Source organism: Bacillus sp. 22475, from assembly GCF_052044835.1.
Classification (GTDB): Bacteria; Bacillota; Bacilli; order Bacillales; family Bacillaceae_G; genus Bacillus_A; species Bacillus_A cereus.
Window position 1 is genome coordinate 70,772 of sequence record NZ_JBQENW010000020.1, and the last position, 17,140, is coordinate 87,911.

Here is a 17,140-nt window from a genome sequence, read left to right on the forward strand (position 1 = left end):
ACTTGCACAAATTACATAAAAACGTTATATTTTAATTAATAATTATATAAATAAAACATGACTTACGTGAAGGACACACCTTACGTACCATTCCAACGGTACAGGTGTGTCCTTTTTTACGTTCTAGGAGGAAAATATAATGGTTGAAGATAAGGTAAATACTCATATTACAAAAGAACTAGGGATGGCATTTGAACCGGATAACACGCTAGAGGACATCTTTATAGAATCAACTTTCAATCAATTTGAAAGAATACGTGAACATGAATTAGAAGCATTAGCTCGTATGAAACGTGAACGTACTGTAGGGAAAGGCTTAATTACCATAGTATCTGAAAAATTATTCCCAACTAAAAACGGGACATCTGAGCGGATACAAGTGCTCACAATGCAAATTGGTACTCATACGACAGCATATTGTCCACTTACAGAGGCAGGTATAAATATTCCTAAAAATCCTCAATGGCTGATAGGTAAAACAAAACCCGTTATTATTGAGCATTTCCAAAAAACTGAGGAAGGGAACTTTGCTGTTGTATCTATCACTGCAGGAGAACTTGCACTACAAAGAAAATTATATGAAGAAATAGTAGAGCAAGAGGGGAATAAAGTATATACAGGAACAGTTTCTGGACATATTCCATCTGCACAAACTATTCTGGTTGAAGTTCATGGTGTAACAGTAGGAGTAAGATACTCGCAATGGTCTCATTCATTCGTTCGCTCGGCGGATATTATTATTGGTGATGTTGTAGAGCTTATCATCGATAAAGTAGTAGAAAAGGATGGGCGCTATGAGTTTAGAGGAAATAAAAAGAAACTAGAAACGGATCCAATGGAAAAACTATTAGAATTAAACAAACGACGTGACCGCTTTGTAGGTAAAATTGTGGGTGTAGATGCTATTGCTGGAATTTTCGTAGAGGTTGCACCAGGTATTCAGTTTAAAGGACTAAAAGGTCGAAATCTGGAAAATCCAACCATGGATGACGCAATAAACCAAACAATTGTTACATGTGAGCTGCTTAATATTGATGCTAAAAATAGAAGAGGAACAGTACGTATCCTAAATTATCCGCAAGGCCAAAGTAAAAAATCTAATTCGTCAATTTACCAATTTTAATGGATGATTATGCATACAATAGAGAAACAAATGTCTACTTATATCCCTTCTATTCCTCATTTATCAAGTGAGGATGCACAAGGACTTCAAATATATCGAATACATGATTTGGATAAAACCTATGTATTCCACTCTTATGACGAATTAGTTAAGTTTAAGCAACTTTTAACAGAGGAACAATATGCTATACTCAATTTTATTGGTGTTCATACATCCGTTCGGTTTAATCATTTATTATATCTATTCAAGAATAAATTTTCGCGGAAGAAAATTAATAATGCACTTCAAGGATTACTTTACTATCAATTTATCGAAAAATGGCAAGTAGAAATTTTTGATATGGAAATCTTTGAAGAAGCATATACCTTATCCAACAATGGATTTAAACTACTAAAATACTGGCAAGGAAATATGTTCTTCTTTGCCCCAGAGCGTCTTGACAATCATGGTAAATATATTCACCTGCGTTATTGGCATGATATAGACCTACTTTGCCATTTACGCTATGCTCCTTCATTTTTAGGGCATATTATGCATCCATCTATTAGTAAAGGGGTTTTTACTCCTTCTTTAGGTTTTATAGTAAATGGAGGAAAAGAACGTAAATTTAATTTTGTTGTATACTCCACCTTATTATCTGATCAAAAGGATCGATTAAAACGAATAATTGCTAGATGGAAGACTTTTGTAGAGTCAGGAAAAGATGTTATTATGCAGGACTTAGGGAATAACCCTACAATCTTAGTTATTTATGTTTCTACTAAAAAACAAGCAAAGCAAATTAATAATGAACTATTACTTGATTTAATTCCTGGTAAAGTATTGTTATGCATAGGGGAATCTTTACATTTTCAAGGATTACAACACGCTTTTTATCAACCTCTTGCAGAAGGGGAGATCAAACAATTAGATACAAAGCTATTTATAGAAAACTAAGCCACCATACAAGCTTTCGCTTTAAAGGTGGCTTGTTTATTTTATAATTAGCTTGGAGTATTCAAAAAAACTTAACAAAATTAATAATCCTATATCTACCTCTATACAAAGCACGGATTTTGCGAAATAATATTCTTTGACACCTGTTAATAAAATAACATTATATACAAATATAGTTATTTCATTGGAGGAATATAAAAGAAAGGAGTACTATATTGCTACGTATACAAAGAGGGTACATGTACGATCCTGATGATAATGAGGTAATAGTAAATGAAATTTTCTATGATGGTACATCAGAAAAAAAGTTAGGCAGTAAAATGGGTGTATTTGATGCAGTTAAAGTACCTGTTGCTATTTTTCAAAAGGTCCAGGAAAACGAAAGTATGACCTATATGGAAAGTGTTGAAGTAGAAGAAAAAAATATTAAGGAAATACTTTGTTATTTAGTTCAAAATCAAAAGCCAGAAAAGCTATATTTTGAAATACAGTACATGAAGTAACTCCAGGGACTGAATATAAGAGGGGATTTATAGCAGGGGATTCAGTGGCATTATTATACAATACATGTGGGATCTGCATATAAACTTCCTTCTTATCCCTGTTCTATTGAAAACAATTGAATATAATATAAAAATGGTTTAATATAAATCTATATTTATTGTTTAATTGATTCCGTCTATTCCCACACCCTATGTGTTGTGGTTGAGTTTTAGAAACAAGTTGTATTCTTGTTTCAATTATGAAAGGGCTTCTTTGAGCCGATTAGTGTATATATAGCTTATTTTGCTATGCACATTTTAATCGACTTGAAGAAGTCCTTTTTGTGTTGTCTTCGAGTTAGGAATCACTTATACATAAACCTTCAGGACTAAAAGTATGCTAAATGAGAAAACACATATTTTGTGCTTTTTGTTTAATTTAGAGGAGAGATTATATGAATTTTTACAGAGTATAGCTTGAACTACTCACCACTTAACGTCCTAACGGACTGTTTGAAGTGGGAGATTCCTGCGAACACCGATGCATCCACGAGTTATCTTAGCAGGCTCTACCCGCAGTCCCTACGGTGAGAACATAAGTATCTTGTACGCTGACTCACCACACTACCTACTTTAGCTTGGTTTTCGCAATTTTGAGAAGCGTGGGGCGATAGAATGTTGAAGATTTTACGGTTGCAACGTTTTTCTGCAACCAACCTGTACAAGTAAATGATAGCAAATATGTTGGCTTATGCCAACCGACATTCATCTCACACCTTCACATTTTTGAGGAAGGAGTCTTCTGTCGGAAAACGATAAAAAAAATATGGATGAAACGCACATATTTCGTGCCTTTTATTTAAAAAAGAGGATATTTATGATGAAATATGAACATGCAATTACTTTAGATAAGTCAACATTATCAATAGGGGAAATGATTTAAAACTTTCAAAAGAAAAAAATTAATTACCACGTTAAAAGTTATGAACTTACTATCTATAAAATCAAACCTTTATCGCTCCTTTATACTGTTGGAAATTCCAACAGTTTACGATGAAGTAAGATAATAAGTATCAATTCATAATGGCATCCGAAAGAGAAGAACAAAGGAATCTAAATATGTAAAGTACTTGTTGCAATGCTAAAAGCACAAGAAATTAGAATATGAAACTTGAGAGGAGTTATATAATATGATTACAGTTAATCGAGGATACATATATGATCCAGATGATAATGAAGTCTTAATTACCGAAATTTATTATGAAGCTGCTACAGATACTAAACTAGGAAGTAAAATGAATAACTTATCTTACTCAGACATTCCTAATGAGATTAAAGAAAAAATAGAAGCAACTGCTTCATTATCCTATGTGGAAAGCATTGAGATGTCTCAGCCATTAGCTGTCGTATATCAAAATGAAATTAACATGTATGGAAAACCAGAAAAATTATACTTTGAGTATACAAACATTTAAAAAGAAAAAAGACATTGAACAGTTTGTTTCAATGTCTTTTTTCTTTTTAAACTATAGAGGAACAAATGGTTAAGGTTTTGTTTGGCATTCTATAGTATTTTAGGTGTGTTATACTTATATTTATAAATTATAATATTTCGTAGAAAGCTAGGTTTGTTTGCTACTATTCGATATATATAACTGGAGGAAGAATTATGGTTTTTTTTAAAAGATAGTATGTGGTGTTTGTGATAAAAAGGTTGGTTTAAATCGTTATAAAATACTAAAATCTGATGCATGGATATGCCCAGATTGCTTTCATAAAGCAGGTGGCTTGGGTGTTGTAAGTGTAAGTACGGACACTATCGAAGAATTGAAAGCTACAATCGATGCAAAGATAGCAAAACTTGCTGAGGATCCATTGTCATGCGCTGAAGGAATGTATCAATTCTGTATAGATAATAAATTCGGTTCTGGCTTTAATGAAAAGTGGGCTGTAAAACACTTCAAGGTACTAGAAGATAACTTGATGAATGGCGAAAAAATTCATATGACTTATATCGGAATGCATGATTATCAATCTACAACAAAGCATGATGGTAATTATGCCTACGCCATAACTAATAAACGCATTATGTTTGGACAAAAAACAATGGCTGGTGAAAAATTCAAAGCAGTAGATCATGAAAAGATAAATGATATATCTTTTGAAACAGGGATGTTGTTCGGCTTTCTAACAATTGATACTCCGCAAGAAAAGATCAAAGTTGCGTTAGATAAAGATTCAGCAAAATCCATTAATAATCATATTCATCAAGTTCTAGATACTTTAAAAAGCAAACCTAATGAAACTCAACCACAAGCAGTATCTGCTCCAATATCAACAGCAGACGAATTAAAGAAGTTCAAAGAGCTGTACGATATGGGCGTTATTACAGAAGATGAGTTTAACGCCAAAAAGAAGCAGTTGCTTGGTATATAAATACAAGATAAACAAGGCAAGTATATTAGAGGGAAAAAGACATTAAACGTATTTGTTCAATGTCTTTTTTATTACACTGCAGAGGAGCAAGTATAATAAATATTGTAAATAAAATAGAAACTGCACCCTATACGAATTATTGGCTAACCTAGAGTTTCTTTTTAGATGACAGTTTATTAAATTTTTAGCGATAAAAGCCAATAATTTAAAATTGAGACATCCTATTTCTTATAATCTCACTAATAATTTTTGTTACCTAGGACAAGGATACCAAGGTGCTGAGGAGCTACTAAGAAAAGGACGAATTTGCCCAAAGTCATCATAAATATTGCGTGGAACAGTCCACGTGTGCGTGACAGGATAGTTCTTTAACCTACAATCAGATGATACAATATCCCGCCATCCAGTTAGGAACCCTCCATCTTTGGTTAAATAAAGAATCTGAAAAACCGGATTCCACACTACTTCCCCCAAGAGGGTCCTGTTGTTATTTAGAATGTATGAAAAACTAACTTGACTACTCTTATCAGAATTTAGCACAACTGAACCAGTAATGTTAGATATAAGAACATCACTTTTATCCCCAGTACTACTGTTGAATACAATCCAGCCTGGATCAAAGTATGTTTTAGTTAAGCGGTTATTATCCGCTTCAGCAATTCATAAGACTGTTTCTTTTGGTTCAAATCCCATAAAATATCCCCTCTTACCCAATTATATACTCATTGCATGAATGTATTTTTGTTCTAGTAAATTGTATTTAACTATTTTTAAAGATTAGGCAGTATTACTACTTTACTTAAATCTAAAGTACATAAATTGTCATGAACGAATTATTATTTTGAAGGAGATGAAATATTAATGCATATAGTTCCGTGTTGTCATCTACAGGTATATACATCAATTACACCAAATCCTATGCAGTATATTCCATTTGGGTCATGGGATAATTTTGTACAGCTCAACCCGCAACCACTACCTCCTGGTATTTTTGTAGAAATTAATCCACAGCCACTACCTCCAAGGTATCATTATTAAAAATAAAAGCTTTCTAAAAAACTTAAATTACAGAGGAACAAACCACTCTATTACACGTAACCCGACATTTAACTTTCACTTACCTTTGCACCATTACCTCAATTTCATTTTTTGTTCCTGGTTTTCTTTTTCTTGCTAAGGGGTATTTTTTAAACTTTTCAAATTGTAAGAGTGAATAAATGTAAGAGATGCTCTTAATTATAAAAAAATATTTTAATTGTTTCCCGTTAATTATCTAAAAATGTCGAAAATTTTATTTTGATTTACATATATAAAATAGCGATAATAATTAAGTATTCCCAAAAATAATAAAACACTTTATAAGGATATTCTATATGTTCCTACTTTTAGGGAACTAGATTAGCAATCACGCAGCATATAATACTATACGCTATGTGATTTGATGTGAGATGAATTTTTTAGTAGACGTCTAGTAATCTTATATAAGTTATGTTTTGGTTTTAAATTACAAATACAAGGGGAGAAAAGTCAGAATGCAAAAGAAAGTCGCATTAGCATTAGCATTAGCAAGTTGCATTTCTTTAGGACAAGCTATACCAACTTCAAAAGTTTTCGCTGAAGAAAATCAATCTGTAATTCAAAATGACAAAGAAGTTCAAAAAGAATTACAAAAGAGTTGGGACGGTAATACAACGAATCCAGATAAAGAAAAAGAAATTAAATTACAACCTGGAGAAACTGCTCCAATTCCACATTGGGTAAAAGAAGTAGAAAAACAAGATAAATCATTTAAAAAATTTGGCTTAGCTGCAACAGCAACTGAGACATCTTTTGTAAATCAACTTGCTTATATGTCTAAAAGAGCATATGATACGCCTTCAAAAGATAGTTTTATCGAAGGTGGATGGCAAGTATATGACACTTATTCAGCATCCAATTCATTAGACGTAGTTGTATATAGAAAAAAATATATTGAAGACTATGATAGAGGATTTTATGGGTATACCTTTGCATTCAGAGGCTCTCAAGAAACGTTGGACTTTGTAATTGATGTTGCACAAGTAGCTGGGAATGTTGGAGGATTACAAGCTCAATCAGCTGTAGATTATGTAAAAAAGATAATTGATAAAGATCGGCCAAAAATGCATCATGTTTATTTTACAGGACATTCACTAGGTGGATATTTAGCACAATGGGTACAAAGTGAAATGATTGACGGAACGATAATTAGTGGTCCATCTTATACTATGACATTCAATGCTCCGGGTATTTCTACAGGTATCAATTTCCTTGATCCGTCCTATACAGCCAAAGCTTATAAAAAAATTGCTAAAGATAAAGTAAGCGCATATGATGGTTTTATCGATAATTATCGTATTGAAAATGATAAAGTCAGTCTTTGGGGAGATACTTTAGGAAAACTTTATACTTATTCTGCTAAAGGTTCTGGCAATCCATTATATTATCATGGTATAAACCGTTTTCTAGAACTTGGTTTGTAATAATAATTGAAGAAAGGCACTCGTGAGAGGGCTTTTTCTTTATATTTAAACTATATATTTTCAAATAACTATAAATAAAAAATTCAAGTATAATCATAAATTCTATACTCTAAGGTGATACAGAATTTCATGCAAACTAAGAGGACAATTTAAAATGCCAAAAGATTTAATCTAATTTAGACAGGAGTAATATTATGGAAATGATTAGATTCTATGGGTTCTTACTTCTTATAATAGCTATTACAATATTCCTATTCAAAATGGCGACATCACCGAAGATTAAAAGTAAGAATCTGTCATTTATTATGATTAGTTTGGGATTAAATGTGTTTATAAGTCCATTATCTCTTTTTATAGGTTTAATGGCGACAGATTCTCCAACGAACGATATATTTGATTTCTGGAAAGGATTTTGGCTTATCCAGATAATCCCGTTCCTGATGTTACTTGCAGGAATTATTAAGTGGATTATCTACAAAAGAACAAAATGAATAGATAGAGTGCTAGGAGCATCTCTGGTTTCAAATAAATTAAAGGTTACTCTTGAATTTATTACGCTAAACATTTATATTTTAACCCCGTCCTAAATTTAGAACGGGGTTATACTTGTTTTAGCTTTTAAAATTTCCGTAGTCTTTTTACAGTTGGATAGATTAAAACACCTTTGGTTATATTGTTTTAAACGTGCTGCAAATATCGGAAATATCTTTTTAGGGATATCTTGGTTTTGAACCCCATTCTACTTACCAATTCATCTTCATTTAATTCTTGCTTAATAACACTGTGAATAAATCTGTTCCTCATTTGCTGTGCAGAAACACGTCTATTGAACTCTGCCCGTTTCACCTCAAGCCGTATCATCTTTTGTATAACAACCTCAGACAAAGTCTTAGGCGCATCATTTTCGTAAACCCATCGATATAAGTACCTCCATTAAAATCAAATGCCAAAAATAGGGGATTATTTGTGTGTTGTCGAGGTCTTACGGGTTCAGGCCTAGTCGAATAATATTTGTAAACTTGCTGTGTATCTTTAACTGTTAAGAAGACAGATCTAGTAGCTCCATTTTCACATGGAACAATTATAGTGTTCCAAGCAAGCTGTATATGGCTCATATTAGGCGATACAAGCTCTTGTAAGGACAACCCATAGTTTACTACTAAATCTATTATAAAAGCGTTTCTATCCATAATAAGAGGGCATATTTAACTTGTCTTTCTGTTAATCCTTTTGTTGAAAGTATAGTTTGTTTTAATATTTTTTTCTGCTAAATAAGCAGAAAATGCTTCTAATACTACTTCTAAACTAATACCCTTGTTCATTATAATCACCTAAATTCTTATCATATATTATAACAAAAAATAAGTGAAAGACCTGCTACCGTCCTTTGCTACGCTCGGTTGCTGGCATATCAAAAAGGAAAACGGACAAACAACCCTTTTCCTTTTTGATATGTTGTTTTTTATTTTCAATGAAAAAAAGACAAATCTCGTCCTAATAAGGATTCGTAGATTTGTCCTTTTACATGGGAGTAATGATATGTTTAATTACCATTATTATAACGGATTTTACAAATATTTTCAATTAGGTCTGACATCTTATTAACAATCATATTAGTAATAATAAAATCTATTATAAATATATATCTTATATATTAAAAAGAAATAAAGACAAAACTTTTATAGGCTATCAAAAATGGGGAAGAGATCTACTCTCAAAAGGAAAAATTTAATATTAGAACGTAAAAAATCATAAATAGTAGAAAATGTATCCCTAGATTTAATAATTATTAGACTTTCAATTCTACAAAAAAGCAGAAAGAAAATTATATGTTTCTACATAAAATCGGAAAAAAATTGATACAAATCATATTATATTTATTCAACCTTTAAAATAGAGTGTTTTTTCTTTATTTTGGTAAATAGAGAAGTTTATGGGTTTGGGTTATCCACATTTTGTTCAGAGAATGTAGCTATTTGTTCACATTACACAGTATTTACACATAACTCACATTATTATTGATGATTTTTATTAGATAAATTCAATAGCACTAGTACTCCCAACAATATTAGTAAAATAGTATTCACATTTGATCATATTTGTCCTCATATCCACTATTTTTATTAATATCCTTCTGATTTTTTGTAGATATAAAATTGGATATTTTACTACACGTAAAGAATACTTAATGTGTAGTGTGGAGATTCTACTATAGGTAGAATAGGATTTATATAGAAATGCATAAAAAAAGACTCCATTTTACATGAAGTCCTTCTAGTTTTGTATTTATAAATAGATTAGTAAAAAAAGGGCGGAATAAACCAAACACGAATAGCCCTCCACTTTCGATTTTTTCAAAAATAGAGAGCTTGTTGCTATTATTTTATTTCCATTGCGGTTAGCACCTGATCTGGAGCTGTTATTGTTACACCGGCACGTACTAAACGTTCGAAGGTACGCATAAATTCTAGTAAATTAAACTGCTTTGGTAGCTCAATAACACGAAGTTTTTCTTGTGGCAGCTTATCAATTGCCTCGATAAACCATTCACGTACATCACTTGGAATCGTGCGTTCTTTATGGCCACGAACTTTTAGTTTTTCACGCATTTCAATTTCTAAAGCGATATATGCATGAAGATTAACGCCCTGATCATATGCATATTTTCTAAATAACGTTTCTTCCTGGTATTTTAAATAATTAAGGTGATAAGATTCTTCCGTCACTGGTATCGTAAACTTCTGCTTCAGTAGTGCATGTACATTTCTAAACATCTTCTTAATGTTATGAAGAGAGTACATAGAATAATGTAGACCAAAATTAAAGACAGCTTGCTCACGGTCACTTTTTCTCTCTTTTGGTATGTGCTGCGCAATAAGAGGATAGATACCTTCTTTTGCTGCTGTATCAAGAATTTGATATTGAGATGTCTGATGCAATAGTTTTTTCAATGTATATACAATTTTCGTCGGATATCCTTCTTTTCGATCAACCATATCACGAAGCCCACGAATGACACTGCGAATTTGACGATGACAAGTATGCTTTAAGACATGAATGAACTTATTCATGTCTGCAGACAGTTCACCGATATTCATTTCTTGTAGAAGTAATTCAATGAATTTCGCTTTACGAGCATAGGTAGCTTTTGGTGTAAACGGATCCCTGTATTGTTCTTCTCCAGATTCTTTCTTACATAAGAAGTCTGAATGGATAGATAGATAGATATAGTGTTGTATATCGTTTTGTATGTTTTACACCTTTTTGCATTTTGCAAATTTTGAATAGGGGGCTACCCGTACAAGGTAATACATTTGTTAATTCATCGATAACCGCACGGATTTGATGCGGATATTTTTTATGTAAGAAACGATACATCCCGCCGAAGTGGGTTTTATTTCCTCTTTCGTCCTGCTTGTCCAAAGAGCGTTTTAACGTTGTTTCTGTATGTTGTTGCATTGCGATATCTAAGAATAGCTTCTTAGCCGCTACAGATAGCTTAAAGAAAACCTTTGTAAATACAACAGGACTAATATATACGTACGGATTTGCTTTTTCTGTTTCCTCATTCAGAAAATGAGTGAGTTTAATTGTGTAACGGCCATCAATTCCATTTTCAATGGAGATAATGTTATGTAAGCTTAACTTTTTCAAAGCAATATAGAATTGAGAATGTTGGATATAAGCAAATTCTTCTTTATATTGCTTGTAATCTTCCCACATCATATGTATGGTTACATTTGGAATAACACCATTAGTAAAGCATTTCTTATGCAGATATAAGAACACTTCTAGATCTGCATTCGTAATACCGTATAATTTATGCTTTCTTCCCGTTTTTTCTGCAAGTGCAGACATTGCGCGACGTGAAAAAGATGGTTTAGCCTTTTCGACAAATCCTTCTACGTCAGCAATACATTCTTCGTATGTCATGTGCTGCAGAATATCTTCTAAATATGTATCTTTATAGCTGTAGTATTTCTCCTCAAATGTTTCCACAAATTTTTGCCAAGATTTTATGGTTACTAGCACAGCATTGGTTGTTTCCCCATTTAAGCTACGTTGATTTCGTATTACAAATGATTTTCCCATCTTTTTCACCTCCGTTCTACAAATTCAGAAATTTATGCCAAAAGACTATAAAATATTCCAATTTTGATTATAGCAAAACGAATTTTGTAAAAATGTGCCCTTTAAGAGAGAATTTAAAAAAAGGCAACACCTTATGAGTCTTAGAGCCACAAGGGATAGAAAAAAATTTTGTTTTTTTTTGGTACGCCACTTGGGAAGGAGTGTTGCTCTTTTTTTGTATGGTGCTACTTATTGAGAAAAAGAAAAATCCTTTAACATCAATACTTTATAGATATTTCAATTGTTTTTTGGTACGCAACTTGGGAAAGGTGTTGCTTCTTTTTCGGGAAAATGGGTACGCGACTTGGGAAAAATGTTGCTTTTTTTAAAATTGAAATTAAATAATTTAAATATTTAATGTTGCTTGTTGCGAGAAATAAGTACGCAACATGGGAAAGATGTTGCCTGTTTTACAGGAAGAGTACGCAAGACGGGAAAGGTGTTGCCTGTTTTACAGGAAGAGTACGCAAGACGGGAAAGGTGTTGCCTGTTTTACAGGAAGAGTACGCAAAACGGGAAAGATGTTGCTTATTTTACAGGAAGAGTACGCAAAACGGGAAAGGTGTTGCTTGTTTTACAGGAAGAGTACGCAACGCGGGAAAGGTGTTGCTTATTTTACAGGAAGAGTACGCAAAACGGGAAAGGTGTTGCTTGTTTTACAGGAAGAGTACGCAACGCGGGAAAGGTGTTGCCTGTTTTACAGGAAGAGTATGTAACGTAGGAAAGATGTTGCCTGTTTACAGGTAGGGTACGCAACGCGGGAAAGATGTTGCATAATATTTTTAATAAATATAAAAAAAGAAGACGGAAAATCCGTCTTCTTTATCTAAGGCCAAATAATATCTGCTGATTTGTAAGCCCAGTCAAGGTATGCTGCTTTACCGCCACTACTAAATGAGAGTTCAAAGTCACCAGCCTTAACGCCTTGTGGAAAACCTTCTTTGTTACTTTTCCATTCTAGCGCTGGATCGCCTACTCTAATTTCTTTGTTTTCAAAGTATACTTTTCCGCTAGCTACATGTTTAAGTGAAACATATAGGTTAGATTGGCCACGGTTTTTGATGTACACTTTAAGGTGACCATATCCTGGGGTAACACTAAACTTAATAGTATCACTGCTTTTTGGCGGGTTATAGTTAGCCCCATTGTAAGTACCGCTATTCTCATCCATTACTCGAGCGCTAGCCCCCGTTGGAAATGAAAAAGCTGCAAAGACAACACTAAACATTAAGGCCACAGAAAATAATACTGCACATATTTTGTTCCGTTTCATAACTTAATCCCCCTATCTTCTAATAATTCATCTCAAATATAAACTCATTACCAAATAATTGGAAGAGTAATACCGATTTATCAATAATATTCTGAATATTAAGTCTTATGTGTGGAGAAATTATTATTTTATATTAGTGTTGCGTACTATCTGGCAAAGGTACGCAACACGGGAAAATAAGTGATGCTTTAAAATAAAGTAAAAGAAAAGAAATTGTTACAGTTTTCAAGAAAGGTTAAATTCTCTTTAATCTGTACATACTTTTGAAACTCTATGTAGAATGGTATTAATGATTAGTAGCAATTGATATAATTGTATTAGAAGCAATTAGGAGGATTATTAGTGGAAAAGTTAAAAGTACTATTTCAAAACACTTTATATATAGCATACCCCCTACTTACTGGATTTGAGGGGAGTGAAAGAGTTTTAAATAAATGGCAACAATTCTATCAAGATGTAGAAAGAGATTTACATGGGATTTACAACTCAACTTATTCATCACAGACTTTTGAAAGGTTAGTGAAATGGGTTTCTAAAAAAGAAGCTTTAGGATTATCTGCGATAGACATTCTCCCAAAACTAGATAATCATAAGGAAGAAATTTTCGAATGTTTAAAAGACGATTTATATATGGAATTTGGGATTAAACTGCCTGTTGTCGAAAAAGAATTATCTTTAGATTCAAAGGCTAAGAGCGAGTATATAGAACGAAGTAATGCAGGGTTTATGTACCATTTATCAGATACCATTGCTAAGAATAAGTTTACAGATGATCAAGATAAAAATGTTCGTATTGCACAATTGCAGGATAAACAAAATAGTCTAGTGGTAGTATCATCCCACGATGATGGTGATATGAAATTACAAAGAGAAGAGCTTAAAAGGTGGAACACGCTAATTGATTCTACATTTTTAACTCGAGTAATGGATGATTTAACGGCGGACTGCCTTGATATTGTAACGGAATTATGGGTAAAGAGTGCGGAAAATGATAAGACTATTGTGCCTGTACATTACGAACAAATATTAGATATGTGTAATATGAAACAAATCAAGAATGGGAAGGCTTATTATCGAAAAGAAGACAGATTAAAGATTATGGAGCGTTTAGCTGCGCTTGCTAGTATTTTTATTTATGTAAATGAAGATAATGAAATCGTGATATTAAATGAAGAAGATCCAAATGAAAGCCTAGCCTATAAAAAGCAAAGAATTCGAAGGTTATTTGTAATGGATGAAATTATCATTGCAAAAGATATTGATACGGATAAAACATTAGGAATAGAGAGTATGAACGTTACACCAGGAAGCTTTTTATCAAAATATCTCTATGGCTCTGAAAAGCTAACAGGTTTATTATCAAAAAAAGCACTAGAGTATAATAGCAAGCAACAGAGATATCACAAAAGATTAACCAGATATCTAAGTTGGCGTTGGCGCATTCAACAATCCTATCAACATTTAACACATTCTTATAGTATTGGTGGTCCTAAAGGATTATTACAAGTAATGGAGATAAGCACGAATAGAAAACCAAGTCTAATAAGACAAGTTTTTGAAAAGACATTAGATGATCTTATGAGGGACCAAGTAATTCAAGAGTGGAAATACTCTCCCGAAATTGATGAAGAAAAATGTAGGGGGAAAAACTGGTTTGAAAACTACTGGTTAAAATTGAAAGTAATAATTTCTCCTACAAATGAACTTGTTAAATTACAACAAGAGTTGATCACTAAGAAAAGTAAGCAGCACGCACCATTGGTCATTGAGATGGAAGAAAAGCCACCGGTAATTGAAGGGCAGCCAATAAGCATAGTAAATCAAGAAGCCCCTAATAGTATTGAGTTTTATATTGAAAAGATGAACACGTATAAAGAGAAGAATAAGAAAAGTATTCGTGAGTTAGCGAAAGAAATAGATATTTCGTATTCAACGCTTTCAAGGATGTTATCCGGTAAAAGAAAACGATTAAATGATGATACGAAAAATAAGCTAGATAAGTGGATAGAAAGACAGGTAGTAGTTAATCTGCTGTAAACAATGATTTAAAAATAAATATATATAAACAAAAGGACTTAATCAAAGTAATGATTGATATTATCCTCTTTAGTTAGACAGTGTAAAAAAGACAATCAGGTAAAATGAACATGCGAACAGAAAAAGGGGTTAAGAAAGGATACGGGCTATGTGGAAGACTTTTATCAGTAATGTTTCAACAGATTTTCAATTTAAAGTTCCTGCAACTAAAGATGAAATATCCCAAATCAAAGAAAAACTTAATGTTGAATTACCTAATGACTTATCCAGTCTATTAAATGAAACCAATGGAGTGTTCGATGAATACGATTGTCTTTTCATTTGGTCAATTGAACAAATTCTTAAAGAGAACCTGAATTTACGAAGTTTTAACGATTTTAAAGATTTGTATATGCCTTTTGATTGTCTGTTGTTTTTTGCAGATGGAGGAAATGGTGACTTATTTGGGTATGCAATATTAAATGGAGTCATACAAAAAGATGATGTATATGTTTGGAATCATGAAAACGATAGCAGAACGTGGGTTGCCCCATCATTAAAAACATTTATTGAATGGTGGAATAATGGTACTATTACTGTTTAATTGCACTTTCTAATTAAGTTAACGGGTGCTTTTCTTACGATTAGTCAACCTGTATTTTTAGGTTTTTACTGGAGTGAATATCAGAATAAACATATACTTATTATCATGCATAACAAAGACCCCTAATATATACTCGTTTTTTGCTAGGGGTGAGATATGATATGATGAATGAAACTATGATATTAGGCCGTTAACCGATAATCATAGTGTATATCATGTGTAATAAGGTGAAAGAGAAGTTTCAAGAACTTATTTACACATGCAATGGACGCAACTTTATGACATTTGTTATAGGGTTGCGTTTTTAATTTATCGTAATACTCAACAATGTGATTTTGTCCGTAACGTCGTTGTTTAATCATGTTCTGGATGATGAGAAAAAGGAGCTTCCGCAAATGTTTATTTCCACGTTTGTTAATTTTATCTTTATAAAAGGTTTTACCTGATTGAAAACGGCGTATATCAATACCTGCAAATGCATTGAGCTGCTTGTTATTGTTAAAACGAGTAATATCTCCTATTTCAGCCATCAAGCGTACTGCAGTATTCGGGCCAATCCCAGGAAGACTGAGAATGATACCGTATTCTGCACGTTGCTCGGCTATATATACCATCTTGTTAATACAGCATTCTTTTTGGTGAAGAAGCTCTTGATAGCGCTTTGCATATAATTTGAGTTGATCACAAAGAACATCGTTCTCAGAAACAGCCGGATAGGAAGTTTTCGCTATTTCAATTATCTGAATCGCTTTTTTCTCGGCTGTAATATTTGATATTTTTTTATTGGTGTTGGCACGAATACGATTTTTTATGATTGTTTTTGAAAGACCTAAAACACAATCTGGGTGGGGGAATAGTTGAACAAAATTTAAAAACAAATCAGATTTACTGGTAAACATTCTTTCCAATTCAGGAAAAGTTAATTGAATTACTTTGTGCATACGACCACGAATTATCGATAATTCACTGTCCAATTCGCTATACCATCTAGAAAGAGATTTTAGCTGATGGAATGAGTTGATAGTTCCATTAGATACCCTTCGGGTAACTGTGAAGTGAGTGAGAGCTAATCGATGTGCGTCGCTTCGGTCGGTCTTATGAATCCGTAAGGAATCACATTGTAGTTTGGCTTCTAATGGGTTTAATAAACAATACGTATACTGGTTATCTTGCATAAATCGTTCTAGCTGCCTGGAATAGATACCTGTTGATTCGAACACAATTTCAGGTAATTCACCAGTATTATCTGCAAGTTCATGAATTTTTTCTTGTAGCTTTTCGAATTCGGGTTTAGAATGCTTGATTTCACTTTCAAATACACATTGTTTTTGTGCATTATAAATTACCATGTAACTTTTACCCATACTGACGTCAAACGCAATTACGTGTTCCATAAAGTTCCTCCTTAGGTGAAATTGAAGTCTTCAACTTACACTTATCGATTCCCATTTCTTATACACGATCTCGAGGACCAACATACTAAAAACTGATTCAAATAAGGTAAGTGAAGAAGGTCAGTTTATTTTACGGATTCAAGATCCCAAAGCACCCACGACCCTTTCTTCACTTCTACTATATAAAAAATAGTAGTGCGAACCAATGCCTTGGTCTGCACTACTAATCTTAGTATGTTTATTT

At 32.8% G+C, this 17,140-nt stretch carries 12 protein-coding genes and 2 pseudogenes; 10 read left to right on the forward strand and 4 right to left on the reverse strand.

The features are described 5' to 3' along the window. Nucleotides 1-139 precede the first annotated feature (139 nt). The 8 genes from ACTJJY_RS23795 (at nucleotide 140) to ACTJJY_RS23830 (ending at nucleotide 7,969) form a co-directional block, all read left to right on the forward strand. The gene (locus ACTJJY_RS23795; RefSeq protein ID WP_440606713.1) at nucleotides 140-1,123 is read left to right on the forward strand and encodes an RNA-binding protein; all 984 of its coding nucleotides are present in this window, start codon (nucleotides 140-142) and stop codon (nucleotides 1,121-1,123) included. Between the two features lie 9 nt (nucleotides 1,124-1,132). After that, a complete protein-coding gene (locus ACTJJY_RS23800) occupies nucleotides 1,133-2,059 on the forward strand; it encodes a hypothetical protein (RefSeq protein ID WP_440606719.1) in 927 nt (308 codons plus the stop codon). Nucleotides 2,060-2,274: 215 nt separating this feature from the next. Then, nucleotides 2,275-2,562, forward strand: coding sequence for a hypothetical protein (locus ACTJJY_RS23805; protein ID WP_002083359.1), 288 nt, complete (start codon nucleotides 2,275-2,277; stop codon nucleotides 2,560-2,562). Between the two features lie 1,169 nt (nucleotides 2,563-3,731). After that, the gene (locus ACTJJY_RS23810; RefSeq protein ID WP_043936475.1) at nucleotides 3,732-4,016 is read left to right on the forward strand and encodes a hypothetical protein; all 285 of its coding nucleotides are present in this window, start codon (nucleotides 3,732-3,734) and stop codon (nucleotides 4,014-4,016) included. Between the two features lie 313 nt (nucleotides 4,017-4,329). Beyond that, nucleotides 4,330-4,977, forward strand: a complete 648-nt coding sequence (locus ACTJJY_RS23815) for a PH domain-containing protein (RefSeq protein WP_440606714.1) — start codon at nucleotides 4,330-4,332, stop codon at nucleotides 4,975-4,977. A gap of 861 nt (nucleotides 4,978-5,838) precedes the next feature. After that, nucleotides 5,839-6,015 carry a hypothetical protein gene (locus ACTJJY_RS23820; protein ID WP_440606715.1) on the forward strand — a complete coding sequence of 59 codons (177 nt, stop codon included), beginning with the start codon at nucleotides 5,839-5,841 and terminating at the stop codon, nucleotides 6,013-6,015. Between the two features lie 494 nt (nucleotides 6,016-6,509). After that, the gene (locus ACTJJY_RS23825) at nucleotides 6,510-7,478 is read left to right on the forward strand and encodes a hypothetical protein (protein ID WP_440606716.1); all 969 of its coding nucleotides are present in this window, start codon (nucleotides 6,510-6,512) and stop codon (nucleotides 7,476-7,478) included. 194 nt (nucleotides 7,479-7,672) lie between these two features. Continuing rightward, nucleotides 7,673-7,969: a hypothetical protein gene (locus tag ACTJJY_RS23830; protein ID WP_043936477.1), complete on the forward strand. Its 297-nt coding sequence runs from the start codon at nucleotides 7,673-7,675 to the stop codon at nucleotides 7,967-7,969. Nucleotides 7,970-8,156: 187 nt separating this feature from the next. Here ACTJJY_RS23830 and ACTJJY_RS23835 read toward each other — a convergent pair. The 3 genes and pseudogenes from ACTJJY_RS23835 to ACTJJY_RS23845 form a co-directional block, all read right to left on the reverse strand. Then, a pseudogene (locus tag ACTJJY_RS23835) lies at nucleotides 8,157-8,745 on the reverse strand (site-specific integrase); the annotation flags it as partial. Nucleotides 8,746-9,856: 1,111 nt separating this feature from the next. Next, a pseudogene (locus ACTJJY_RS23840) lies at nucleotides 9,857-11,570 on the reverse strand (hypothetical protein). Nucleotides 11,571-12,435: 865 nt separating this feature from the next. Next, nucleotides 12,436-12,882 carry a hypothetical protein gene (locus ACTJJY_RS23845; RefSeq protein WP_000827868.1) on the reverse strand — a complete coding sequence of 149 codons (447 nt, stop codon included), beginning with the start codon at nucleotides 12,880-12,882 and terminating at the stop codon, nucleotides 12,436-12,438. A 342-nt stretch (nucleotides 12,883-13,224) separates the two neighbouring features. Between ACTJJY_RS23845 and ACTJJY_RS23850 the strand changes: the two genes are divergently transcribed. Continuing rightward, complete coding sequence (locus ACTJJY_RS23850; RefSeq protein WP_063549647.1) at nucleotides 13,225-14,919, forward strand: helix-turn-helix domain-containing protein; 1,695 nt, start codon at nucleotides 13,225-13,227, stop codon at nucleotides 14,917-14,919. Nucleotides 14,920-15,067: 148 nt separating this feature from the next. Beyond that, nucleotides 15,068-15,502: an SMI1/KNR4 family protein gene (locus ACTJJY_RS23855; RefSeq protein ID WP_063549649.1), complete on the forward strand. Its 435-nt coding sequence runs from the start codon at nucleotides 15,068-15,070 to the stop codon at nucleotides 15,500-15,502. Between the two features lie 182 nt (nucleotides 15,503-15,684). Here ACTJJY_RS23855 and ACTJJY_RS23860 read toward each other — a convergent pair whose 3' ends face one another. Further along, nucleotides 15,685-16,896 (reverse strand): IS110 family transposase, encoded by a 1,212-nt coding sequence (locus tag ACTJJY_RS23860; protein ID WP_440605350.1) that lies wholly within the window; start codon nucleotides 16,894-16,896, stop codon nucleotides 15,685-15,687. Between the last annotated feature and the right edge of the window lie 244 nt (nucleotides 16,897-17,140).